The sequence below is a fragment of the Paenibacillus sp. NPDC093718 genome, from assembly GCF_050279985.1.
Classification (GTDB): domain Bacteria; phylum Bacillota; class Bacilli; order Paenibacillales; family Paenibacillaceae; genus Paenibacillus_AQ.
Window position 1 is genome coordinate 1103524 of sequence record NZ_JBNNUS010000001.1, and the last position, 23141, is coordinate 1126664.

The 23141-nt window shown below is 47.1% G+C and carries 22 protein-coding genes; 9 read left to right on the forward strand and 13 right to left on the reverse strand.

From position 1 onward, the window contains the following. Positions 1-51: 51 nt before the first annotated feature. The 6 genes from ACQKPA_RS05375 to ACQKPA_RS05400 are packed head-to-tail and all read right to left on the reverse strand — an operon-like array spanning position 52 to position 6959. On the reverse strand, positions 52-948 hold the full coding sequence (locus ACQKPA_RS05375) for a carbohydrate ABC transporter permease (protein ID WP_427490017.1): 897 nt from the start codon (positions 946-948) through the stop codon (positions 52-54). Further along, positions 948-1874 (reverse strand): ABC transporter permease, encoded by a 927-nt coding sequence (locus ACQKPA_RS05380; protein ID WP_427490019.1) that lies wholly within the window; start codon positions 1872-1874, stop codon positions 948-950. Before ACQKPA_RS05380 ends, ACQKPA_RS05375 begins: the two co-directional genes overlap by 1 nt. A gap of 32 nt (positions 1875-1906) precedes the next feature. After that, on the reverse strand, positions 1907-3172 hold the full coding sequence (locus ACQKPA_RS05385; protein WP_427490021.1) for a Gfo/Idh/MocA family protein: 1266 nt from the start codon (positions 3170-3172) through the stop codon (positions 1907-1909). 47 nt (positions 3173-3219) lie between these two features. Next, positions 3220-4311, reverse strand: a complete 1092-nt coding sequence (locus tag ACQKPA_RS05390; protein ID WP_427490023.1) for a DUF4832 domain-containing protein — start codon at positions 4309-4311, stop codon at positions 3220-3222. Next, positions 4292-5617: an acyltransferase domain-containing protein gene (locus ACQKPA_RS05395; RefSeq protein WP_427490025.1), complete on the reverse strand. Its 1326-nt coding sequence runs from the start codon at positions 5615-5617 to the stop codon at positions 4292-4294. Before ACQKPA_RS05395 ends, ACQKPA_RS05390 begins: the two co-directional genes overlap by 20 nt. Next, a complete protein-coding gene (locus tag ACQKPA_RS05400) occupies positions 5595-6959 on the reverse strand; it encodes a DUF4832 domain-containing protein (RefSeq protein ID WP_427490027.1) in 1365 nt (454 codons plus the stop codon). Before ACQKPA_RS05400 ends, ACQKPA_RS05395 begins: the two co-directional genes overlap by 23 nt. 354 nt (positions 6960-7313) lie before the next feature. Between ACQKPA_RS05400 and ACQKPA_RS05405 the strand changes: the two genes are divergently transcribed. After that, positions 7314-8336: a LacI family DNA-binding transcriptional regulator gene (locus tag ACQKPA_RS05405; protein ID WP_427490029.1), complete on the forward strand. Its 1023-nt coding sequence runs from the start codon at positions 7314-7316 to the stop codon at positions 8334-8336. Between the two features lie 197 nt (positions 8337-8533). Beyond that, a complete protein-coding gene (locus ACQKPA_RS05410) occupies positions 8534-10513 on the forward strand; it encodes a DUF4832 domain-containing protein (protein WP_427490031.1) in 1980 nt (659 codons plus the stop codon). Between the two features lie 138 nt (positions 10514-10651). Here the strand turns inward: ACQKPA_RS05410 and rpsN are convergent, their stop codons facing one another. The 3 genes from rpsN to ACQKPA_RS05425 all read right to left on the reverse strand — a co-directional run bounded on the left by rpsN (position 10652) and on the right by ACQKPA_RS05425 (position 12075). Continuing rightward, complete coding sequence (gene rpsN / locus ACQKPA_RS05415; RefSeq protein WP_427490033.1) at positions 10652-10921, reverse strand: 30S ribosomal protein S14; 270 nt, start codon at positions 10919-10921, stop codon at positions 10652-10654. A 27-nt stretch (positions 10922-10948) separates the two neighbouring features. Then, positions 10949-11761, reverse strand: a complete 813-nt coding sequence (locus tag ACQKPA_RS05420) for an AAA family ATPase (RefSeq protein WP_427490035.1) — start codon at positions 11759-11761, stop codon at positions 10949-10951. Positions 11762-11826: 65 nt separating this feature from the next. Next, a complete protein-coding gene (locus ACQKPA_RS05425; protein ID WP_427490037.1) occupies positions 11827-12075 on the reverse strand; it encodes a type B 50S ribosomal protein L31 in 249 nt (82 codons plus the stop codon). Between the two features lie 280 nt (positions 12076-12355). On the opposite strand from ACQKPA_RS05425, the gene ACQKPA_RS05430 reads away from it, so the two are divergent. After that, on the forward strand, positions 12356-13369 hold the full coding sequence (locus tag ACQKPA_RS05430; protein ID WP_427490039.1) for a permease: 1014 nt from the start codon (positions 12356-12358) through the stop codon (positions 13367-13369). Positions 13370-13386: 17 nt separating this feature from the next. Next, positions 13387-13833 carry a DUF1980 domain-containing protein gene (locus ACQKPA_RS05435; protein WP_427490041.1) on the forward strand — a complete coding sequence of 149 codons (447 nt, stop codon included), beginning with the start codon at positions 13387-13389 and terminating at the stop codon, positions 13831-13833. A gap of 145 nt (positions 13834-13978) precedes the next feature. Here the strand turns inward: ACQKPA_RS05435 and ACQKPA_RS05440 are convergent, their stop codons facing one another. From ACQKPA_RS05440 to ACQKPA_RS05455, 4 genes are read right to left on the reverse strand one after another with little or no spacing between them, the layout of a single operon-like run. Beyond that, complete coding sequence (locus ACQKPA_RS05440; RefSeq protein ID WP_427490043.1) at positions 13979-14788, reverse strand: ABC transporter ATP-binding protein; 810 nt, start codon at positions 14786-14788, stop codon at positions 13979-13981. 34 nt (positions 14789-14822) lie between these two features. After that, positions 14823-15875, reverse strand: coding sequence for a FecCD family ABC transporter permease (locus ACQKPA_RS05445; protein WP_427490045.1), 1053 nt, complete (start codon positions 15873-15875; stop codon positions 14823-14825). Beyond that, positions 15872-16885, reverse strand: coding sequence for a FecCD family ABC transporter permease (locus ACQKPA_RS05450; RefSeq protein ID WP_427490047.1), 1014 nt, complete (start codon positions 16883-16885; stop codon positions 15872-15874). The genes ACQKPA_RS05445 and ACQKPA_RS05450 overlap by 4 nt, the downstream gene beginning before the upstream one ends. A 20-nt stretch (positions 16886-16905) precedes the next feature. Further along, complete coding sequence (locus ACQKPA_RS05455; RefSeq protein ID WP_427490049.1) at positions 16906-17937, reverse strand: ABC transporter substrate-binding protein; 1032 nt, start codon at positions 17935-17937, stop codon at positions 16906-16908. Positions 17938-18197: 260 nt separating this feature from the next. On the opposite strand from ACQKPA_RS05455, the gene nikA reads away from it, so the two are divergent. Genes nikA through ACQKPA_RS05480 form a run of 5 tightly spaced genes read left to right on the forward strand, consistent with a single transcriptional unit; the run spans position 18198 to position 23075 of the window. Next, a complete protein-coding gene (gene nikA, locus ACQKPA_RS05460) occupies positions 18198-19727 on the forward strand; it encodes a nickel ABC transporter substrate-binding protein (protein ID WP_427490051.1) in 1530 nt (509 codons plus the stop codon). Beyond that, a complete protein-coding gene (gene nikB, locus ACQKPA_RS05465) occupies positions 19728-20675 on the forward strand; it encodes a nickel ABC transporter permease (protein ID WP_427490053.1) in 948 nt (315 codons plus the stop codon). Next, entirely contained in the window at positions 20672-21520 is an 849-nt protein-coding gene (nikC, locus tag ACQKPA_RS05470) for a nickel transporter permease (RefSeq protein ID WP_427490055.1), read from the forward strand. Before nikB ends, nikC begins: the two co-directional genes overlap by 4 nt. Continuing rightward, a complete protein-coding gene (locus ACQKPA_RS05475; protein WP_427490057.1) occupies positions 21517-22317 on the forward strand; it encodes an ABC transporter ATP-binding protein in 801 nt (266 codons plus the stop codon). The genes nikC and ACQKPA_RS05475 overlap by 4 nt, the downstream gene beginning before the upstream one ends. Continuing rightward, a complete protein-coding gene (locus tag ACQKPA_RS05480) occupies positions 22314-23075 on the forward strand; it encodes an ABC transporter ATP-binding protein (RefSeq protein ID WP_427490059.1) in 762 nt (253 codons plus the stop codon). Before ACQKPA_RS05475 ends, ACQKPA_RS05480 begins: the two co-directional genes overlap by 4 nt. The last annotated feature ends 66 nt before the right edge of the window (positions 23076-23141 follow it).

Sequence of the window (23141 nt, forward strand, 5' to 3'; positions counted from 1 at the left end):
AATGGTTAATCTATGTTAAAAGCCGGTATCGGCCAGTAACCACGCAGGCGTCTATTCTTTGACCGCACCGGCCATAATCCCGTGCACGAAGTATTTTTGAATGAAAGGGTACAGGAATATGATCGGACCGATCGTAATGACCGTAATGGCCATCTTCACGGTCTCCGCAGGCAATGTGATGTTACCTGAAGCCCCTGATGGAATACGTCCCGAGCTTATCGCATTGACGTTCGACAGGATGTTATAGAGGAAATATTGCAGCGGAAATAAATCGCGTTCGTTAATAAAAATTAGAGCGTGCCACCAATCATTCCAATATTGAAGCGCATACATTAATCCAACCGTCAGCAATGCGGTCTTGCTTAATGGGAGGGCTATTTTTACATAGATCGTAAAGTAATTGGCGCCGTCCATCTCGGCAGCTTCATATAAAGATGGAGAGATGCTTGCAAAATACGTGCGCATCAGAAACATGTTCCATACGCTGAATATAGAAGGCAGGATCAAGGCCAGAATGCTGTTCTTCAATCCATAATAATTGACGCTGACCATATACCACGGAATCAAGCCGGCGGAGAAGATGATCGTAAAGTTGCTAATAAATGCGAGCACGTTGCGGTATCTCAGCTTTTTGATCGATAGGGAAAAGGCAATCATGCTGGTAATCAGCAGAGCCCCTACCGTACCCGCAGTGGTTACAAACAGGGTGACTCCGTAGGATTTGAGCAGTTTCATCCCACTATTAACAAAGATATATTTATAGGTATCCAAGCTGGGATTTAAGGGGATAATCGAATAGCCGTTTCTCGCAACGGCCTGTTCCGAAGAAAAGGATACGCTTAAGGTTAAAACAAGGGGATACAGACACACGAGCGCGAATAAGCCAATGAAACCATAGGCAAAGGCTATCACCAATTGATCGCCAAGCAATCTATTCTTTTGTTTCATCAAAATAGACCCTCTCCGTCATTTATTTTCTTAGCCGATTGGTTTGCAGCCGTAATCAGGATCAATCCCATCAAGGACTGAAATAACCCGATTGCCGTAGAGTAAGAAAAGCCCAGCGTACGCATCGACTGGTAAACATAAGTATCGATAACCGTTACCTCTTCAGCCAAGACCGGGTTGTTGCCCACAATTCCGTAAATCATGCCAAAGTCCCCGTAGAAGATTCGGCCGACGCTCAGCAAGCTCAAGACAATGATCGTTGGCTTCAGCATAGGCACGGTCAAGTAAAAAATCCGCTGCAATTTGTTGGCGCCATCCACCTTAGCCGCTTCGTATAAGCTTCCATCAAAATTAGACATCGCCGCCATATAGATAATGGAACTGTACCCGCTCCATTTCCAGACGCTCGACAGGATGATGATCCATTTCCAATACTTCGGCTCCGAGTACCATCTGATCGGCTCTGCTCCGAAGAACTCCAGAATATGATTGGCAACCCCAACTTCGGTAGAGAAGATCCCATACAGAATCGCCCCAACGACGACCCACGAGATGAAATAAGGAAAAAACATCATGCTCTGAGCGACCTTCTTGTAGGTTTTATGCCGGATTTCGTTGATCAGAATGGCTAAGCTGACAGGAATGATAATGCCTAAGATGAGACCAAAAAAGTTGATGTACAGCGTGTTATAGGTAACCTTCCATCCCATGCTGTTTTCCGAGAAAAAGTATTTGAAATTGTCCAGACCCACAAATTCACTGCCGAAGATGCCATCAACCACATTAAAATCGGTAAATGCCATCCATATCCCGGCAAAAGGGATATAGGAGAACATGATCAGCACGATCAGAGCAGGCACGCACATCAGATACAGTATTCTGTTTTTCGTTATTTCATATAGAAACCCCTTAACCACGGAACCCATTCCATCACTACCTTTGCAATGTGATTAAACGATTATGCCAAAATGCTCTGCTGCAGCCTCTCCTTAAGTTGATCCAGATCGACCACGGTACCAGTAATTCTCGCCTCTTCCGCGGCATAAGCCATGATATGGCTTTCGACGGACATGTCGATGGAGGATCTGCTGCTGAAGTCGGCATTCCCCAGATTCTCCAAAAAGTCGTTCATCAGACCGGTATCGCCGCCGTTATGTCCACCGCTCACCGTTGCTGGCCGAATGACGGTTTGCTGAACGGGTTCTGCCATATTGGAGTTAAAGCGGGTGACTTCGATAATGTTCAAGTTATCGTCGCCTCGAATTTCCCCATGCTCGCACATGATTTTGAGCGTACGGTACATCTTGTTGGTGAATCCGCTTAAATTAAACGTTGCCGTTATTCCGTTTTTGAACTCGATCACGGTGACTTGATGGTCGCACACATCATTGTCAAGCCGATAAACACAGCGTCCGTAAGGACTCGTTGCGAGCGCTTGGAGTAGTCCCTCTTCGCTCTGATCCGCCGAAATGACGGTAGCGGGCCATTGACCCCTTATAGGCAAATAGGCTTTTCTTGCATCGAATCGGCAGTTTGCTGCTACCTTACAGTCGAGGCATCGTTCCACACTGCCTGCCGGTGCATTCTCCGCTTTAAAATAAGTCAGGCTGCCATAGGAAGAGATCCGTTTCGCTTGACTGTCCACCAGCCAGGCCAGAATATCCATGTCATGGCAGGACTTCTGCATGATAATCGGACTGGCCAGGTCGCTTCTCCTCCAGTTGCCTCGTACAAAGGAGTGTGCCATATGAAAATTGCCGATGTTCTCATTGTGCTGTATGGTCACGATCTTGCCGAGCTCTTGGCTATCGATGATTTTCTTGATTTCCGCAAAGAAGTTCGTATATCTGAGTACATGGCACACAATCACTTTCCGACCTGTTTCATTGGCTTTTCGTTGTATTCTCAAGCTTTCTTCTGGACTTGGTGAAATGGGCTTTTCCAGCAAAATATCATAGCCAAGATCAAGCGCTCTCATCGTTTGCGCGTAATGATCACGGTCCATGGAAGAAACAATGACGGCATCGCAAATTTTGCCGAGCCGATAAAATTCATCTACGGATTCAAATTGTTTCTCCAAGGGAATCTGAAACTCATCCGCTGCCGCCTTTCTTCTGCTGTCATCCGGTTCAACGACCGCAACAATGTCCTCGCTTGGGTATGCATGCCTTGCGTAGATCATGCCTCTTTGTCCTGCGCCGATTAATGCTAACTTCAAATCCATAACCTCCAGCAAACTCGTATTTGTCCTAACCATCTTGTTCGAAACATCTATTTCTGTTCCGGAATCACGGGATCTTCCAAGGGATAATATCCTTCCGGATCATAGTCATCCCAAATATTCCTAAGCGGATCCTCATCGGATAGTTCGACTTGGATCATGCCTGCCTCATAATATCCATCCTGCTGCGGGTTCTGTATATGCAGTGGGATATACGACCGGTCTTTAAAAAAGAGTGCTATACTCAGCGTATATTTTCCCGGTAACATATCCTTCAAGGGGACCATCTCGTTATGGACAAGGTCCCCGGTTAACCAGGAATGCGTGGCGGCGTGCAGGGGATATTCATAGGAAACCTCCCCCTGCTTTAACTGCACCCATAACTGAAACTCCTGGTATATTCTCGAGCTGCCCTCGTTGACGAACCAGAATCGCAATGGCAAGCTTCCACGGCTATATACCGTTTCTGGATACGTCAGCCTGCGTAAAGTCAGATGATATCCAAGCCCTATATTCAAATTGGAAAGAGCGGCGTGCCAGCGATATGCCTCGCGTATGGTATGAGGACCGCAAACGTTATCGGTCACATCAAGGACCACCTGGTAACGCTTCCATACGTTCTGCAGCCTATGTATGGCAAAAGCCTCACAGCATTCGATCCAATTCTCCTCACCGCACTTCACCAGCAGGCCAAATCCGCGACTGCGGTCTCTTAAATGTTGAATCAATCTGTCATTCTGCAGTTCGGCTAGCAGGGTCTGCGTCTCAAACGCTTCCACATAAGCGTTCCATTCCTCCTTACTGTCAGCTAAGGTCGATATCAGAACGGCTGTTAAACGTCTGTTGGAGTCGATATAACTCCCGACTTTTCGGACCAAAGCCGCAAAACAATCAGTTGCGTAACCCTGAACCCAGATCGGCAATTCCGGTACCAGGACTAGAATGGGATTATGGGCCGTATGCAGTGCTTCATTGATCGCTTCAAGCCTGTATTCTCCTCGAACCGGCTCAAGCGCTCTCCAGGAGAAGGAGGTGTATTCGAATGGACCCTGGCTTGCATCAAACTCTCGGTTCAATAAGGGTTGCGGTCGAATTTTTACGGTTTTATACTTCTCGTAATTTTCAAACGAGTATTTCCCCATCCTCTTCTCTCCCTTGCAAATGGCTGTCAACGGTGCGATGGAATTGCTCGATGTCTGCGTCGGTTATGTACGGCCGGCTGCCAATCTTGTCGATATCCTCGCGCAATACAATCATGCTTAATGTGTTAAAACGTGCTCCCGTCTCCATATATGCCGCTGCTGCTTTTTGCAGGGTGGTTGTATATTCGCCTGGGTTTCGGACCGGGTCTGCCTTCCTGTCCCCAAAGGCTTCATAACGCAGCATACCGTCCCCTTCCATGGTCGGATAATTATAGAATTGTCGTTGAACGAGGACAATATTGCTTCTTTCATGATCCAGGATAAGCGACAGCCTTGTATCATAAAGCCAGCTTGAGCTCCAGAAGCCTTTGATGGGTAACTCCGGAAAGTAACGGTCATAGAATGCAGCAGCCATCTCCATGGAATTCTTCAACCTGTCCGGCGTGTACCCGGGGCCGGATGGAATGTGGAGCGCTAGCAGCGTATCCCCTGTTTGAAGTACCGGTTCCCATTCCTTCTTCAGGATCGGCGTCGTTTCTCTTTCAACGAATCCCATGGGATTTATCCGATTAGCGATGACAAACTCGGCATTCTCGTGCCATTCTGAGGTGAAGTTTCCTTGTAGATCATATACATCATTGATTCCGTTCCGTTGTCCATCGCTACGAAATTCTTCGCCTGCGTGCCGAAGGGCAATAACCTCCTGCGTGTTCACATGACGGAACATGGTGAAAGGATCGTCGAATCGGTAGGGGATAAAATAAAACCGGTCTAACAGAAAAATGGAGCAGGTATAAAAATTCATCACCCATGGAAAATCATGAACCTTGGCATCGCCGCGGAGCACCAATTTTTCCAATTGAAGCTTCAGGGGCTGTTGAGGGATCTGCTCGTAGTAAGCTTTAGGTATGGAACGCGCCTCCAGTTTGTTCATGGAAGGAACAACGCAGGCCAGCAGCAAAAGAAAGGAGTATAATTCTCCGTATTGCGCCATGCATCCTGGCGTCATATTCGTATAATGGGTCTCATCACAGCGATTGCGCAAAGTGCACATATCCTCTACTAAAAATTGGGTAAAATGAAATAGTACGTCATCCTTTTCTATCGCCTCAACCCCATGAACGAGCCATTGGCGGGTAGGTTCAGGAATTTGATACTGCTCAAAGATTCCGGACAAGAACTCCCGCGGGATGAGATGGGGCTTGCCATCCGGTTTATATCGATGATATTTAGCTTCCAACCCTTCTGGCAGGTAATCAAAGTTGCAGATTGCGATACACTCGTTAAACTTCAATAAACTCTCCATTTCCTTGTCTCCCCCGTTCAACTGTTAACTTGCCCATCGGGTAATAGCCGTCCCTGTTCCCCTCGATGGCCAGCTGGATATTCCCGATTTCCTTAACCCCGGTTTCGATGCCAATCTCCAAATGATATTCACCTTCGGACATATTACCGGGTAAACTGAAACACTCTTCCCACACAATATCTTCGTCCGGCAGCCACTCCCTAATATCCTCTCTGCTGCGCAGCTTATAGGTTTGATCATGGCCAGTAAGCCTCACAACCAGCGGATAAGGATTATAAATCGGCGCTACTCCTACATTAGCCCACAATGCACTGATTTTTAGCTGACCGCCCGCCTTGACCATCGAATCGTACGTGAACTTTCTCAATTCAAAGCGGTATCCCATCTTGTTCAGCCAAGCCTTGACCTTCTCTTTCCACGGTTCGGGGACTACCGTTCCTCTATTGTTAAAGGATGAAATATGCCACTTCAGCGTTTCTTGAATGATATAATCCATATCCCAGCCCTGAAGATACCAATCATTCATGTGCCAGCATGCTTCAAATAGAACCGGCGCCTTCTCCCAGGCATCGCTCATCTTGAAATTCTGAATATTCTGGGGATAGAAATCCGTCATATGTGACCACTCATTTCCATGAAAGCCGCCCATATCACCCAGGCAATCGACGCGAAAGCCCACTTTGGCTTTGCGCTCCTTCATGATGCTGATCGACAAGGCATCATGCAGCAATGCTTGGAGAGGGGTTATTTTAAACCCATCCAGGTAGGCATCTGTAATGTGTTTAATGGCCTCCGGCTTTAAAAACTCCGTTCCGCCGCCTTCTCCCCAGGCCCCTACAATCGTCAAATCAACCGAGCTTATGACCGGATGTCCGTCAAACCGTGCGGCAAAAGCCTTGATAAAGTCAGACCAATACAACACATAGGGTGTTGTCTCAGGGTCTACTCTCCAGAACGGAAAGTCGGGCTCCTCCGGATGTTCCGCACGATACCAGGCGGGTATATCATCCTCTTCGCTTAACGCGTATGGGGAACAGCGAACCACGGCCGTACAGCCCATCGATTTGGGGTAGTCCAGCCTCTCCTCAAGAACTTCCCACCTGTACTCTCCTTGGCGAACTTCCAGGTCCCGCCAGCGCACGCTGCAGAAATACACTTTGCTGTCGGGATGATTGTACGTTCTGCTGTCTTCCGTGAACTTATATTTCTTGTGCTCTTCCCCTCGATTGTCGCAGATCCGATCCAGGTCTCCCATTAACCCCGGTGCTGCCGTAAAACCTATGCCCGGGTTGTTTAGGATGTCTTCTAACATCATGGGGTAAACCGTTACTGCTTTGTTCATGTTCTAATCAGCCCCCCGCCGCCTGATAAACAAACACTCCTATTTTGTTACGTTAATAAAACGTAACAAAACAACGTAATAATCATGATGTTTCGTGATTTCATGTTATATCATCCCTGCATATCCTTGCAATAACAATTTTGTTTTTTTTAAAATTTGTAGTAACACAGCACGACAGAAACATGTTATGATTGATTTTAATCATGAATATAGATACACTTTAATAACGTAACGATATTGCGCAACAAATCACGCAACAAGACATTTATCAAGTCCATCATTGTTTACCATGTGACATTCCTATAAACTCTAAATGGTGACTATTCGTAACTTAAAAGGAGAATGTGTTTATTTATGAGTACCATTCGGGATGTTGCTAAATTAGCAAATGTATCTACCGCCACCGTATCCAGAGTGTTAAACAATGATACGAAATATAAAATCACGGACGAGACCCGGGAACGAGTTTGGCAGGCGGTTACGCAGTTGAACTATAAAATCACTTCAAGTCCCAAGCGAAAAGTTTCAACCAAGGATCATTCCGACAGCAAGTCGCATATCAAAATAGGTTGTGTACTAAGCGTTACAAAAGATAAATACAACGATCCTTATTTCATGTCGATTTTATCCGGTGTGGAAGAGCGATTGCTGAGTGCGGGATATAACATTTCCTTTATTCGGACTGGAATCGAACTGAATGACAGCAAGATCCTATTTAATACCTTCAGCGAACCGATTACCGGTCTGATTCTTATGGAATCGTTGAACGGGGAAACCTATGAGTATATACGCAAGCAGGTCCCTTATATCGTGGGGATTGATACCGAACGCGGGGATATCGATAATGTGGGCTATGATCATTACAATGTCGCTTCGATGGCCGTCAACCATCTCATTGACAAAGGCCACACCCGGATTGGTTATATCGGGGGAAGCGGATTAACGAATAACCTGAAAGACAGCCGCCGTTACCGAGGCTACTACGCCAGCATGCATGCAGCCGGAATGTCGGTGAATCCCGAGTGGGTTATTGATTGCATGTGGGATGAAGCGGTCTGCATTGAACAAATAAATCATTTATGCAAAACCAAAAATTGCCCGACCGCCTTCTTTGCAGGCAGCGATCTAATGGCTATGGCCGCCCTCAACGGCTTATATAACAACGGCATTTCCGTTCCTAATGAAGTGGCTGTCATAGGTTTATCCAATATTGAGGTATCCAAGTATTCCAATCCTCCTCTGTCAACAATCGATGTACCGACAAAAGAAATCGGCATGGTTGCCGTCGACAACCTGATCGACAGAATGAACGGAAATCAACTACTGCCTAAGAAAGTGATTTTGCCTACCCGCTTGGTCGTACGCAGTTCTACTTAAGCGAGACTGGGAAGTCGAAATGAATACATTCATCAACGCATTGCACAAGAAGCACCGGACAACGGTGCTCTTTTTTTCATGGGGTGTGAGAATTTAGGAGGCTGCATTGGAAAGGAGGTGAGAGCTTCGGATTCGGTAGAATGAATCCAGTGTTAACAAGACGTTTGGACTTCAATCATTCTGTGAGGAGGTTTGACATGAAAGCATGGGGTATTAACATGAAAATGACATTCGCAATATTTATTATGACGGCCGTTCTCCTTACCTTGCTCCCTTATCCCCTCTTGATTACAACTGCAGAAGCGGCTTCGATCGTTGTGGATGGTGATCCGAGTGACTGGGAAGGGATTCCGGCTCTTGCCACGAATTCGGGAACCGCTGGTGTCTTAAAGGCTTCCCACGATGACAGGAATCTTTATCTGCTTGTGGAAGGCTCAGGCCTTAGCACTACCATGGGGAGCTTCTGGCTGAATACGGACAAGAATGCTTCGACCGGATATCAAGCTTTCGGATGGGGGACGACCGGCATTGAATGGCTCCTCGAAAATCAATCGCTTTACCGCTACTCCGGGAATGGCAGCAGCTGGAATTGGGATTGGGCTTCCTCCCTCCCTTCTTCTCAGTACGTACGCACCTCATCTACGATTGAAGCGGCAATCCCTCTCTCTACACTTGGACTTGCTGCAGGCAGCAGCGTGAACATTGGTTATCTGGACAACAATTCGAATGTCAATCGCCTGCCAGCACAGAACCAGCCGCTTCCCGTTTATACGCTTAATGAAGGTAATCCCGGAGAAGAAATGATCGAATTTTACCCAAGCGAGCTGAATGATCCGCTCAATAACCCGTTTAAGGGTTGGGCTCCTTCAGCGAAATCAACCCATTACCCTCAGGACCACCGTCTCGTGTATGCCGGTGTCACCTGGAAGGAGCTGGAGCCAACGAAAGGCAACTATGATTTCAGTGCGATTGAAGCGTCCAACCATTTCGACTATTGGCAGAGCCGCGGAGTCAAGGTGGTGCTGCGCTTGATTCTTGACAGTCCTTCGGGCGTGCCTCACCGGGATATTCCTGACTGGCTGTACAATGACATGGTGAGTTTGGGACAATCTCCAGGCAAGGCCTACCAAGATGAAACCGGTGGTATGGGAGCCGGCAACAACACGGGGTTCTCCCCTAATTACAGTTCCGATTATCTGATCGCCCGGCACAAACTTGCGATCGAAGCGATTGCGGAGCATTACGACACGGCTGACAGCCCGATCGCTTTTGTGCAAATCGGTTCGCTCGGCCATTGGGCGGAATTCCACACCTGGCCTTACATCGGACCTAATGGGGAAAGCAACTATACGGGCGCGTTTCCTCCAAACCCCATTTCCAACCAGTACATTCAGCACTATATCGATGCGTTTGCCGATCAGGAGGATCATACGCAGCTATTGATCAGACGAAGCGTGGAATTGGCCAAAAATAATAACAAGGGGCTGATTCTGGGCATGTATAATGACGTGTTCGGAGATCAGCCTAGCTTCGATTCCGAATGGGGATGGTATACCGGCACACAGAATGGTTATTGGGATGATATCGGCCAGCAGCAGCCAAACCATGCCAACTTCTGGGACACTCGCGTCTCTGGCGGCGAATTTTACGGGGGCGCCTATGGTCTGAATGCCGCGCTCACGACAGGCAGCGGCTTTAATGAGACACTGCGGCAGACCGAGCTCAGCAAACCGAGCTGGCTTGGACCGAATTCTCCGGCTTCCTTGGCGCTGGGCAATCCTTTGCAGGGCAATATGGATACGCTGAAGAAACGAATGGGCTATCACTTTGTCGTGAGCAAGGTTTCATATCCGCAAGATAGCGGAAGCACCCTTGAAGTATCCATCGTCGTGGAAAATAAGGGGGTTCAGCATTTCCCGTTCAACTGGCCTGTTGAAGTTCAGCTGCGCAGCGGGGGCCATATCGTAGCACGTCAGTCCACATCTGCGGACTTAAGAACCTGGAGGACTGGTCTGCATACGACCTCAGGCTCTATCTCCACAAACGAGCTGCCAAATGGAACCTATGAGCTGGCCATAGCGATTCTTAATCCGTCCACGAACCAACCCGGGGTTGATTTTGCTAATACGGAACGCCTTTCGGACGGAGCTTATAAGATCGGTACATGGACAAAATAACGAAAGCGACAGACTGATATCCGAAACGATGAACAACAGCTATCGGGAATATCCCGATAGCTGTTGTCACCTAAGATTCAAATAAAACCGTCCCTTTACTGAATTCTCCGTAGATCAGATAACCGTGAACCTGTCATGTTACCAGCTGGACTTCTTCACGCCCGGAATTTGTCCTTTATGGGCCAGTTCACGAAACACGATTCGGGACACGCCGAATTTACTGATGTAACCTCTTGGTCTGCCGCTGACTGCACATCGATTGTGCAGCCTTGTTGCGGAAGAGTCGCGAGGCAGTTTCTGCAAGACCTCATAATCGCCCTTTTCCTTCAATTCCCTGCGTTTCTGCGCGTATTTAGCAACTATTTCCTGTCTTTTTAGTTCCTTCACTACTTTGGATTTTTTCGCCATTCGTCATCATACCTCCCTTTATTTAAGTTAAGAAGTTGCTGCAGCAGGCTTATATTCATCGCAAGATTCTTGGATATGCCTCCTTTGCAGCGGTTGCCGCTCTATAATCGCTTTTCGTTTTGCTTTCAATATAATTTGCTCAATATCGGCAAAGCTGCAGCCTTCAAGCTGCTCGCCAACTTCAGTTACAGCTGCCTCATCACATTGAAACTCTCCAATTAGAATTTGAATATATTGCTGTCTCTTCCCATTGTCCGGTAACGAATACGTCATCTTCGTATCGAATCTGCGCCATATCGCCTGATCCAGATCCTTCTCCAAATTGGTGGCCGCCATCATAATGCTCTTATCCCCAAAGTCATCAAGACATTGCAGTAATGTATTGACGGCACGCGCCATCTCCTTAACTTCATCGTTGTTGTCCCTCGTCCTTGCGATGGCATCGAGCTCATCAAGAAACAGCACGCAGGGGAACATGCCTGCATAATCGAATATTTTGCGGATATTGCTGCCCGTTTCACCCAGGTGGCTATGGATGATCGCGTCCAGGCGAACCAGGACAAGCGGAAGTTCGAGAATGTTAGCCATATAGAAAGCCGTTAAGGTTTTTCCGGTTCCAGGGGGGCCGTACATTACGACTTTGTTAGGAATGGGAACGTGAAACTTCTCAAATTCCTCCCTCATTCCCAAAATCGAAATAAACTCATCCACGATTTTTTGATTAAACTCGGACAATATCAGATGCCTTGCCTTTTTGGCGCAATCACTAGGCGAATAATAGGTTGCCATATCAATTCCCTTGGCCCGGGGAAGACGCGGGCCTGCACTGCTTTTGCTCATTGTCGGCTGCTGCTCCTTCACTGCATGAATCATGGTATTTAAACGGGGTGATATTCGTGGCTGGATTACTTTTTATAATGTAATCGTTGCTTAAACCTGTCGACACGCCCGCCGATTTCGGCATTCTTCTGTTTCCCCGTAAAGAAAGGATGCGATGCAGAACTGGAGTCCACACGTATAACAGGATAGGTATTACCGTCTTCCCATTCCATCGTTTCCGAAGAAGTCTTCGTAGAAGCACTAAGAAATTTATAGCCTACGCTCGCATCCAGAAATATGACTTTCTGAAAGGTTGGATGTATTCCTTTTTGCATAGTAATCCTCTTTTCCTTCCGAGCCATTTGACTCTTTCTTTCCTTAATCGTAAACATTACGAATAAGTATATGAATGAATATAAGATAAAAGATCTCCGCTGTCAACCTAATGACTTGATTTATGCCTGGAAGAATTGATCGGTCCACGGTTTGATTTTTCCTTAAAAGGCGTTGTCAATTCTCTGCAATCCGTGCTTTAATAGTAATTATTACGCATTACGAATTGATTAAATATATTATAAAAAAGTTAACACCGCCGTTGTCTGTAGAGGAACCAATTTGCGTAATTGGCTATCAAAATCCGGACTCAATCTATTATTCACCCTGCTGGTTCTCAGTCTAATCTACGTTGCGTTATTTCCTGATGTCATCTCCAACTTCAGCTTGACTGCCCCGAATATGGACAAAATTCAAACCTTCAAAACGATGCTGATCAGCATCGTCTTGGAAGCTTTGCCTTATATCCTCATTGGCGTATTTGTCTCTTCGTTAATACAGCTGTATGTATCCGAAAAATGGATTGCTCGATTCTGTCCTAAAAATCCGATTCTGGGCATTGTATTCGCCTGCACTTTGGGTATTATCTTTCCAATCTGCGAATGTGGCATGATACCCGTTGTTCGAAGACTCATGATGATGGGAATGCCCTTATACATAGGCGTTGTTTTTATACTGGTAGGTCCGATTGTCAACCCTGTTGTTTATGCTTCGACGTACCAAGCATTTCGTTTGCAGCCGGAGATATTGTATTCCCGAATGGGATTGGCTCTGATTGTTGGCTTCATCATCGGATTATTGATCTATAAATTCGTATCCGGCAATCCATTGAAGCATACGGAAATCCCCCCTATATCAAGTGGGAGTGACGCTTCACATCAGCATGCAAAGAACAAATTCCTGATCATGATGGACCACGCCGCTAAGGAGTTTTTTGATGTAGGGAAGTATTTGATTATCGGGTCCATATTAACTGCGGCGATTCAAGCTTTTATTCCTCGAGACTTTCTCGTTCAAATCGGACAAGGAGAGATCGGCTCCCATCTGTTCATGATGGGGTTCGCCTTCATCTTATCCATCTGCTCTACGTCGGATGCTTTTGTCGCATCATCTTTTCTGCAAACATTTTCCGCATCCTCTATCGTTAGTTTTCTTGTATTTGGGCCCATGGTTGATTTCAAGAGCACACTGATGCTGCTATCCGTCTTCAACAGGCGCTTTGTCGTTCAGCTTGTCGTTCTTATTGGCATGGCTGTTTTGTTTCTATCCATTATGCTTGGACAAATGATTTCTTGAAGAGGGAGTGTTTAAAAATGAAGCGGCAGCGCAATGAAGCGGTTCATTATTGGATAAGATCCATCATCCTCCTCATTTTTTTATGTTTTATCGTTTACCTCGTCAAGACAGGCACGTTAATGTACTACATTGCGCCTAGAATGAAAATCTACATCCAGTTAGCTGCAATAGGGCTATTCATACTCAGTGTCAGTCAAGCCTACTTGGCCGTGCAAACAACCCGAAAGCACAGCGTAATGTGTGACTGTCACTGCGGCCAGTCCAAATCGCTTAGAGTACACATCGGGGTTTATTCACTGTTTGTTTTTCCACTGCTGCTCGGCTTCCTCCTTCCCAACACGATCATGGCAAGTAATGTGGCTTCGATTAAAGGGATGAACATCACCCCCGTTCGATTGGACAAGGCATTGGAGGAGAATACGACAGCAGTGTCGGAAGTTGACTCCGAATTACCGGATCCATAGGAAAAACCAATTACAATGACGTGGACGTCGTGAAGGTGGATGCAAAACATATCCAAACCATCGATGCTCCAGAAACCCCTTATGTACACCCTTACGATGGGGATTTCCATCATCTTCTGGATTAATCTCGCATGATTGATGTTTATCATTCACGTTGAGCGATGGAATGAGGCAGAAATACCGGCGTTCCCGTTACCGGATCGTTTAATACCGTTGCATGAATGCCAAACACTTCTTGCAGCATGGTCTCTGTAAGAACTCGATCCGGAGAACCATCCACCTCAATAGACCCTTCCTTTAGGACGACCATTCGATCTGCATAACGTGCGGCCTGATTAAGATCATGCAGCACTACGATTATCGTGATGCCCCTCTCTTGGTTCAGCCTTCTCACAAGCTCCAGAATTTCCAGCTGATGCCGAACATCCAGGAATGTCGTGGGCTCATCCAGCATTAGCAGCGGGGTCGACTGGGCCAAAGCTAAAGCGATCCAGGCTCGCTGTCTCTCTCCCCCGGAAAGTGCATCTAACGGCCTGCCTGCAAATTCATGCATTCCCGTAAGTTCAAGAGCCTCTTCGATCGCGACATGATCCTGTTTTTTTAACATCCGGAGCGGACCTACATGGGGATACCGCCCTTGCTCAACCAATTCTCTGACCGTCATGGCCATCGGAATTTCCGGTGACTGCGGCAGTATAGCCATCTTTCGTGCAAGGGCAATCGTAGATTCTCTTGCAATCGCATGGCCATCCAGATAAACTCCCCCTTTCTGCGGGGTGAGCAGCCTTGCTATGGTCTTAATCAACGTTGATTTGCCGGATCCATTCGTACCCACCAGAGCCGTTATGCCACCTGCCGGGATGGTAATAGACAATTTCTTAAGGATAAGATGGTTATGATATCCAACTTCTACTTCTTCCGCCTCCAGCAAGGCGGCGACAGACTGTTCTTTCATCCGCTATCCCTCTCCTTTATGTAACGAAGTGTTCTTATTTTAATCTACTCTTTTGCCTAATGAGGTATAGGAAAAAAGGCGCGCCCATAAAGGCGGTAACAGCGCCCACTGGAAGGGATACTTGTGAGCTCAGGCCAAACATTTTCAATTCAAACGATGCCGCCTGCGCAACAACATCTGCACCAAGCAGCAATACTCCCGTCACCATCGCACTAAAAGGAAACAGCCTCCTTGCATCTTGACCCACCCATCTCCTTGCAATATGCGGGCCGATCAGACCGATGAAACCTACGGCTCCAACGGCAGCAACGGCTACAGCCGTTAGCATGGCAGCGACGATAAGCAGCACCCATCTCATCCAGTTGACGTGGACACCCAGACTAGTGGCAGCGGAGTGCCCTAATTGCATGGCATTCGCAGCACCAGCACTGATTAAGCCCAGAGGGATAATCAATACCGCCCATGGCCAGAGCATGTCCCAGTGAACCCATACCCTACCGTTAAGAGAACCGATCATCCACAGCAAAATGCTGCCGATCGCTTCCGTATGCCTCAGCAAAATCAGGGATGTGCAGGATTGTAACACGCTGCCTATTAAAATACCGATGAGAGCAAGCCTGCTAATATCTTTTCCCTTACCCAGACTTAACGTATTCACTAATATAACGGTGCCAATACCGCCAAACCATGCCACTAAAGGAATGTAGCTTGAAACTTCCCCTACCCCCTCGGCAAAAGTGATCCAGATGACAATAAATAATACTGAACCAGCGGATACGCCTAACAATCCAGGTTCAGCGAGTGGATTACGGGTTATGGATTGAAGAATCGCACCCGCCAGTCCAAGCATTGCTCCCGCAGCCAGCGCAATCAGGGTTCTCGGAAATCGAAGCTCCCAGATGATTTGCCGATGATGCTCCTCTTCATGGATGTTCGTTAGTGCTCGAAGGATATCCTGCGGAGAGATGAACACTTTACCAAAGGCAATATGTATGACACTTAAAATAAACACCAAGAGACATGAAATCATCAATCCCACTCTAAACGTCATCTCATAACGATTGAGTATACGGCTTTTTCCTTTCATTGTTCAGGCCGCCCTCCCATCTTACGCGCAAACAATCCTATTAAAATAGGTCCCCCGATCAGCGTCGTCCATAGCCCAACCGGTACTTCTCTTGGCATGAATACGGTTCGCGCGAGTATATCGGCACCTGATAATAATATGGCACCCATCAGTGCTGAGAACGGTAAAACGGTCTTGGCATTATATTCTTGCATCACGCTTCTTACAAGGTGCGGGGCTATCAATGCGATATATCCTATTGGTCCACACTGGGATACAACCGCGGCAGTCATTGCACAGCTTACAATGAGTAGACATACACGAATTCGGCCAACGTTAAGTCCTACGCCCTCGGCGGTCTCATTGCCCAAACGCAATACATTCAAAGACCTGACAAAACATAGAGCAAGAGGAATCGTTACCAAGGCCCATGGGGCCAGATTGGCAACATGGCTCCAATTACGATTAGCCAGGCTTCCCATTAAGAAGGTGAACAGCAGGCTTGTGCTATTGGATGTGCCCATCGTTATAATCCATACCACCAATCCGTTCATGATCGCCGTTACGGCTGCACCAATCAAAATAAAATGAATGCTCCCGTGCCTTCCCCCGGCGGCCAGAATAACAATCCCTCCGCCTATGAACCCTCCCAGAAGCGCAAACCAGGGCTGCAGCTCATAGGAGACGGGAACGTGAAGTACGGTAATTAGCGCCATTACAAACGAGGCACCCGAAGAAACGCCTAATAACTCCGGCCCGGCTAATGAATTTCTAAGGCCGTCCTGCAAGAGAACGCCGCATAGCCCCAGCATGGCTCCCGCAATGGCTCCTACCACAATGCGCGGAAGCCTGACCTCAAACACAGATATCCGCTCAAGCTCAGTTCCCCCATTATAAAAAAGCAGTTGATGTAAACCAGCCCAGGATAGCTCTGGGTAACCATACTTCATCCCAACCGCCAAAACAGCAAGCATCATAGATATTAAAGTGAAAAACAGGGGGAATCCCCCTATTTTTACTTTCTTGAACATGGTGAAGGTTCCTCGCAAAGCTACTCCACCGCTTTCTCGTATACATCCGGATACATGAAACTCATCGCTTCATCCAGTATAATGCCGAGCGAACGAGTCCCTCTTCCGCTGGCCCATACCGATGTGCGCACTTCATGTACCCGATCATGTTGAACGGAACTCAGTTTAGACCACAGTGGATTGGTCTTGAACTGCTCGGATAAAGGCTTTGCATCTGGACCGAACATAAAGGTCTCTACAAAGAGATGATCCGGATCGTTCTCGAGGACTTTCTCCAAAGAATAAGCCATGCCCCCGGCTTGATGGCCGCCATCGGCTTCAGGAGCAGGCCATGGATAATCCGTAACTTCGGCCAACATGGATCCAACCAGTGATCCAGCTGTATCAATACCGAAATTCACATCGGATCCATACATCGCCAGCGCAGATTGATCCTTCGGACTGTGCTCCTTGTAATAATTGAATTTGTCCAGAAAGCGATTCTTCGCTTCCTCGGCTTCTGATGTTCTGCCCGTGAGTTTGCCCATATGCTCCAGGAATTCAATCGATTCTTGCACGTTTTTGGGCTGAACAATATAAAGCGGAGCGATGCTGGCTAATCCATCCCGTAATCCTTCGTGCGTTCCTTCCAATCCAATAATCAGCTCTGGGGCTGCAAGAGAAATATCCTCCAAATTCGGTTCGAAGAAACTGCCTCCGATTTGTCCAAGATTGGCTGCTTCTTCACCATAAAACTCCGGCTCGGGAGCAAGGCCGCCTGCAGTAACAGCCACGGGTTTCAGACCAAGCTCGACCAGGGCATCAACACAAATTTCCGTCAAACAAGCTACTTTTTCAACAGGAAGATCCAATGATATCTCCGTCCCTGTTAAATCCTTAAAGGTTTCTGTGGATGCTTCTTCAGCTTTATTATGAGTAGTCTCGCCAGCAGGTTGCTCCGTCGTCGTTTCAGGTACAGCTTGTGTTTCTCGACCCTTGTCTTGAGAACCGCTGCTGCACCCGGCAATGAAGATAACGAAAATCAAGAACATGGTTGCTAACCTCTTGCGCATAAATGAATCCCCCTAGAAACGCGTTATTTAATCGTAATAATTACAATTAAGAAGATTCTAGCTTTATCCTTTTTGCTTGTCAACTCATTCCTGAATCTTTATGGTTCGCTGCACACCCACGCGCCTCTCAACTGGCAGAGGGTATTTGACCCCTTATTCCCGGACACCTTGAAATCCAAACAGAAAATCTTCTTGTCACAACAAGATCATTAAGCTATGATGTAAATCGTAATATTTACGAATAGAGGAGCGGTCATCATATGTACATAAGAAATCACTTTCTGAAGCTTGGCATCCTATTGGTATGCATCAGTTTGATCAGCGCTTGCGCCCAGCCCTCTCAACGTGCCGAGGAGAAAAAGCATATTCATTTCCTCTATAATTTCTCAACGAAGTCTTTAGATCCTCATGTTGATTCAAGTTATGTTCCGCTGCGGGCGGGGATAACGGAAACGCTGGTTCGCCTGGATGAAGAGAATCTATCCATCGCGCCTTGGCTGGCGGAAAGCTGGGAAGGTGAAGATGGTCAGCACTGGACGATTAAATTACGGGAGAATATTACGTTCCATAACGGCAATGTAATGGATGCTGAAGCGGTGAAGGCCTCTCTTGAACGGGCATTAAAAGAGAGTATAGCTATTCAGAATGCACTCAAAATCGAAAAGATTGAAGCGGATGGTTACACACTGCAAATTACAACAAAGCAGCCGTTTCCCGAGTTTGTCTCTGAGCTTGTTAATCCTAATGTATCCATAATTGATGTTACGGAAGAAGACATGATAAACCGTCCTGTAGGAACCGGCCCTTTCGCATTAAAGTCATTCTCACCCGGGAGCAAGCTGGAGCTTGAGCGCTATGACGACTATTGGGATGGGGCTTCCAATCTTGATTCCGTGACGTTTGCCTTTAACGAGGATGCCAATGCCCGTTCGCTAGCGCTCCAATCCGGTCAGGTGGATATCGTTTATCGTCCGGAGACAGAAAGTTTAGAATCATTGCAAGCCCAAGGTGGAATTAAAGTGGAGTCGACTGCGACATTCCGCGTACATCAAATGACCATGAATATGGAACGTGAAAGTTTGCAGGACGTTCATGTTCGTCGTGCGGTGGATGCCTTGATCGATCGTCAGAAGATTGTCGATACCATTCTGTTAGGCTACGCTGAACCCGCTTTCGGCCCATTTTTACCTTCATTGCCCTTTGCCCCCACTTACGAACAGAGCGACACGGGTGCAGACATCGCTGTAAAGCACTTGGAGAAAGCGGGATATTCACTTGTGAATGGGAAAATGCAAAAAAACGGTGAACCATTGACCTTCACCTTGTTGACCTATAGTGCAAGAGCGGACTTGCCTTTAATCGCTCAAGTTTTTCAGTCGGACGCCAAACAAATCGGAATCGACGTTGAGATTCGCCAGATCGATATCCCTGAGGAGTATATGGCTTCTAACCGCGATTGGGATCTCGCTACGTACAGTAATCTAACAGCCCCGCGCGGAGACGCCGGTTATTACTTAAATGCAACGTATCACCCTACGGGGGCTCTCAATTTTTCCGGTGCTCAAAGTCCTGAATTGACGGCCATTATTGATCAGCTCAATCAGACCGTTAACCAAGATGAACGTGCTTCGCTTTCAGAACAAGCCGCTGATTATGTTCACAACAACATGATTAACTCGTTTGTTCTGCATCCTTCGACCATCGTTGCCTATAACGAACACAAAGTGAAAAACTGGCTGACTACCCGTAGTGAATATTACATGATTACAAACCGGTTGGATGTGAAGTAAATGCTCCGAATCCTTACTCGTAAATTCGCGGAAGTCTTGTTTTTCATGTTATTTATTACGTTTATCAGCTTCTTGTTCATTCGACTTGCCCCTGGCGATCCGATCTTGACCATTTTGAACGTGGATGAGTTATCCGTAAGTCAGGAGCAGGTAGAGGCCCTAAGAGAGGAAATGGGATTCAATAAGCCGCTGCTTGTCCAATATGGACTTTGGCTGGTTAAATTTGTTCAGCTTGATTTCGGCAGCTCTTATATCACGGGTCAACCCGTCATGGACGTCATATTAACGGGGCTGCCGGCTACACTCGAATTAGCGGTCGGTGCGTTGATCGTAATGCTGGTCGTATCCATCCCGCTCGGATCGCTGTCCGCCCTTTATCGGAACAGCTGGATAGATCAATTGAGCAGAATCCTATCCATTCTTGGAGCCGCCGTTCCAAGTTTTTGGCTTGGCCTTATTTTTATCGATTTATTCGGCGTGCGCCTGAACTGGCTGCCCATTATGGGAAGAGACGGATGGATTACCCTGGTCTTGCCGTCATTGACGCTTGGTTTGGCGATTTCCAGTGTATATGTTCGTTTACTCCGCTCCAGCTTGCTTGATTCGCTTAGCCAGGAATTTATCCGTGCCGCGAGAGCGCGAGGTCTGTCGGAGAGGAGAATTTTTTTCGTGCATGCCTTCAGGCACAGCCTCCCTCCTGTCATTACCTTTTTCGGCGTCAGTTTAGGAAGCTTGATCGGCGGGGTGCTAGTCATTGAAGTTCTATTTGCGTACCCAGGGGTAGGGAAGCTTGTTGTGGATGCCATACGCCAACGCGACTATCCCCTTATCCAGGGCTACATTTTAATGATGGCGGTTATCGTTTTTATGGTAAACACAGGCGTGGATTTATCTTACCGGTATTTAAACCCTGAAATGAAGCTCAAAGAAAGGGGGATTCATGGATGAAGGGCATGTCTTCACCATTGCCAAAGATAAAAAAGCCGGGCTGGCAAGGGATCCTCGCATTGGTTAGCCTGTTCCTTGTTTTATTGGTTATCGTTTACGTATTTATTTTCTTAAAACATGATCCAACATTAACAAACCTGGATCATCGCCTTCAAGGATCGAGTCTTCAGCATCCGCTCGGAACAGACCAGCTCGGCCGGGATGTTCTTACCAGGCTTTTGCTGGGAGGACAACAAACGATGGGATACAGCTTGCTGGCTCTGTTGGTTTCTCTCGTGATTGGAGTCCCGTTTGGTCTTATTTCAGGATTTAAACGAGGGGTCGTGGACCGTATTTTCATGCGTATTGCCGATGGATTTCTATCTTTCCCCGATACGATTGTCGCGATTGTTCTGAGCGGATTGCTTGGAGCCGGGATCAGCAACCTTGTGCTTGCCATTGTGATGGTAAAATGGGTCAGTTATGCCCGGCTTGTTCGCAGCACGGTATTATCGGAATCCCAAAAAGAATACATCCTGATTGCTCGAACCAATGGCTTATCTTCAGGTAAAATCATGCGCAAGCATTTATTCCCTCATATTGTAGGGCATGTTCTCGTACTTGCAAGTCTTGATCTTGGGAAGATTATCCTGCTCATTTCCGCCTTTTCATACATTGGACTCGGGGCTCAGCCCCCCACTCCGGAATGGGGAGCTATGCTTAACGACTCTCGGTCCTATTTCCAATCCAATCCAGAATTAATGATATATCCCGGTTTATCCATTGTATTGGCTGTACTGCTAACGAATATGCTGGGGGATTATTTACGCGATCATTTTGATGTAAGAAAAGAGGTGCGGTCATGATGCTGTCAGTCGAGCAAGTATCTATTAGCAGCAGAGACAAGAAGATTATCGATAACGTCACACTCTCCATCCGTGAAGGTGAATGGTATGCACTGGTTGGACAAAGCGGCAGTGGAAAATCCTTGCTCTCCCTGGCAATCGGTCAAATGCTCCCGCCTAATTTGCGGGTCGAAGGAAACATATACTATAAGGAACTCCATCTTTTGTCTTTATCGCCTAAACGAATGAGAACCGTTCGCGGCTCAAAACTAGCCTATATTTTTCAAGATTACCAGGGTTCATTTACACCCTTCAGAACGATTGGCCAGCATTTTGAAGAATACCAGAAAGCACACGGTATCTCCGATTCCAAAACTCGGCGGCTCAGCGCATTTGCTGCACTGGATTCCGTTGGGTTAGACGAATCCCTGTATCTTCGGTATCCGTTTCAATTAAGCGGAGGGCAGCTTCAACGGGTCTCCATTGCTATGGCACTTCTGCTGTCGCCGGATTTATTAATTGCCGATGAAATCACCACGGCGCTGGACAGTGTCTCCGGCCATAAGATTTTGGAACTCCTTGCAATGAAGCAAAAAGAGACAGGCTTTGCCATTCTATTCATCACCCATGATTGGCGCCATGTCAAACGTTACGCCAACCGTCTGGCTGTCATGAGGGAGGGTCAAATCATTGAATCGGGCGAGAAAGATTTTGTTCTTGCGCATCCTCAGCATGAGTATACCCAAACATTAATCCATGCGGCCCCAACGCTAAATCACAGCCCTTCATCGGCCGTACGGGAGGCGGAGATTGTATGAAGCTGCTATCCGTTAAACAGCTTACGAAGTCATATCAAGGACAAAAAACAGCCATTAACAACCTCTCCTTCGAACTGAATCAAGGGGAATGTCTTGGTCTTGTCGGGGAAAGCGGCTGTGGCAAAAGCACGCTCGCTCGCTGCTTGCTGCGAATCGAGACGATCGACGGAGGCGCAATTCATTTCAAGAATGAAGCGATTGAACAGCTTAATGAGCGGCAATTGCACCCTTACCGGCAAAAAATGCAAATCGTGTTCCAAAATCCATCCGCTGCTTTGAACCCCAAGCTTAAGATAAAGGATTCACTGATAGACCCGTATGAGCAGTACCGGAAGAAGCTCAGTCTCCGACATTTTTCCTATACCTCTAAGGAGGCCTTCGTCAAGCAGCTTCTTGACGCCGTTGAACTACCGGAGCGTTTAGCGAATCAGTATCCGCACGAATTAAGCGGCGGACAACGCCAGCGTGTAACGATTGCGCGTGCGATCAGCATCGAACCGGAACTCATCGTGTTGGATGAACCTACGGCAAGCCTGGATGTGATTACACAGGGAGCCGTTCTTGCTTTATTGACAGAGCTTCGCTCTTCTTTAAATTTGTCTTACTTATTTATTTCACATGATTTAGCTGCTGTAACTCAAATGAGTCAACGAATCCTGGTTATGAAAGATGGGAAACTCGTAGATCAATTTCATCGCGATCATTTGTTTTCGGAGGAACGGCATCCGTATACCCGGGAGCTCATTTCGATCTTTTAGATAAAAATAACATGACGCAGCTGCCAGCGGAAATACATGAGGCACAGAAGGTATCTTCTGTGCCCA

Bases quoted from the DNA above. Each gene is read 5' to 3' on its own strand.
- ACQKPA_RS05475 (WP_427490057.1), top strand. From the start codon at position 21,517: ATGATGCTGTCAGTCGAGCAAGTATCTATTAGCAGCAGAGACAAGAAG.
- nikC (WP_427490055.1), top strand. From the start codon at position 20,672: ATGAAGGGCATGTCTTCACCATTGCCAAAGATAAAAAAGCCGGGCTGG.
- nikB (WP_427490053.1), top strand. From the start codon at position 19,728: ATGCTCCGAATCCTTACTCGTAAATTCGCGGAAGTCTTGTTTTTCATG.
- ACQKPA_RS05450 (WP_427490047.1), bottom strand. From the start codon at position 16,885: ATGTTCAAGAAAGTAAAAATAGGGGGATTCCCCCTGTTTTTCACTTTA.
- rpsN (WP_427490033.1), bottom strand. From the start codon at position 10,921: ATGGCGAAAAAATCCAAAGTAGTGAAGGAACTAAAAAGACAGGAAATA.
- ACQKPA_RS05410 (WP_427490031.1), top strand. From the start codon at position 8,534: ATGAAAGCATGGGGTATTAACATGAAAATGACATTCGCAATATTTATT.
- ACQKPA_RS05385 (WP_427490021.1), bottom strand. From the start codon at position 3,172: ATGGATTTGAAGTTAGCATTAATCGGCGCAGGACAAAGAGGCATGATC.
- ACQKPA_RS05455 (WP_427490049.1), bottom strand. From the start codon at position 17,937: ATGCGCAAGAGGTTAGCAACCATGTTCTTGATTTTCGTTATCTTCATT.
- ACQKPA_RS05395 (WP_427490025.1), bottom strand. From the start codon at position 5,617: ATGGAGAGTTTATTGAAGTTTAACGAGTGTATCGCAATCTGCAACTTT.
- ACQKPA_RS05420 (WP_427490035.1), bottom strand. From the start codon at position 11,761: ATGAGCAAAAGCAGTGCAGGCCCGCGTCTTCCCCGGGCCAAGGGAATT.
- ACQKPA_RS05440 (WP_427490043.1), bottom strand. From the start codon at position 14,788: ATGAAAGAACAGTCTGTCGCCGCCTTGCTGGAGGCGGAAGAAGTAGAA.
- ACQKPA_RS05480 (WP_427490059.1), top strand. From the start codon at position 22,314: ATGAAGCTGCTATCCGTTAAACAGCTTACGAAGTCATATCAAGGACAA.
- nikA (WP_427490051.1), top strand. From the start codon at position 18,198: ATGTACATAAGAAATCACTTTCTGAAGCTTGGCATCCTATTGGTATGC.
- ACQKPA_RS05375 (WP_427490017.1), bottom strand. From the start codon at position 948: ATGAAACAAAAGAATAGATTGCTTGGCGATCAATTGGTGATAGCCTTT.
- ACQKPA_RS05390 (WP_427490023.1), bottom strand. From the start codon at position 4,311: ATGGGGAAATACTCGTTTGAAAATTACGAGAAGTATAAAACCGTAAAA.
- ACQKPA_RS05400 (WP_427490027.1), bottom strand. From the start codon at position 6,959: ATGAACAAAGCAGTAACGGTTTACCCCATGATGTTAGAAGACATCCTA.
- ACQKPA_RS05405 (WP_427490029.1), top strand. From the start codon at position 7,314: ATGAGTACCATTCGGGATGTTGCTAAATTAGCAAATGTATCTACCGCC.
- ACQKPA_RS05380 (WP_427490019.1), bottom strand. From the start codon at position 1,874: ATGGGTTCCGTGGTTAAGGGGTTTCTATATGAAATAACGAAAAACAGA.
- ACQKPA_RS05445 (WP_427490045.1), bottom strand. From the start codon at position 15,875: ATGAAAGGAAAAAGCCGTATACTCAATCGTTATGAGATGACGTTTAGA.
- ACQKPA_RS05435 (WP_427490041.1), top strand. From the start codon at position 13,387: ATGAAGCGGCAGCGCAATGAAGCGGTTCATTATTGGATAAGATCCATC.
- ACQKPA_RS05425 (WP_427490037.1), bottom strand. From the start codon at position 12,075: ATGCAAAAAGGAATACATCCAACCTTTCAGAAAGTCATATTTCTGGAT.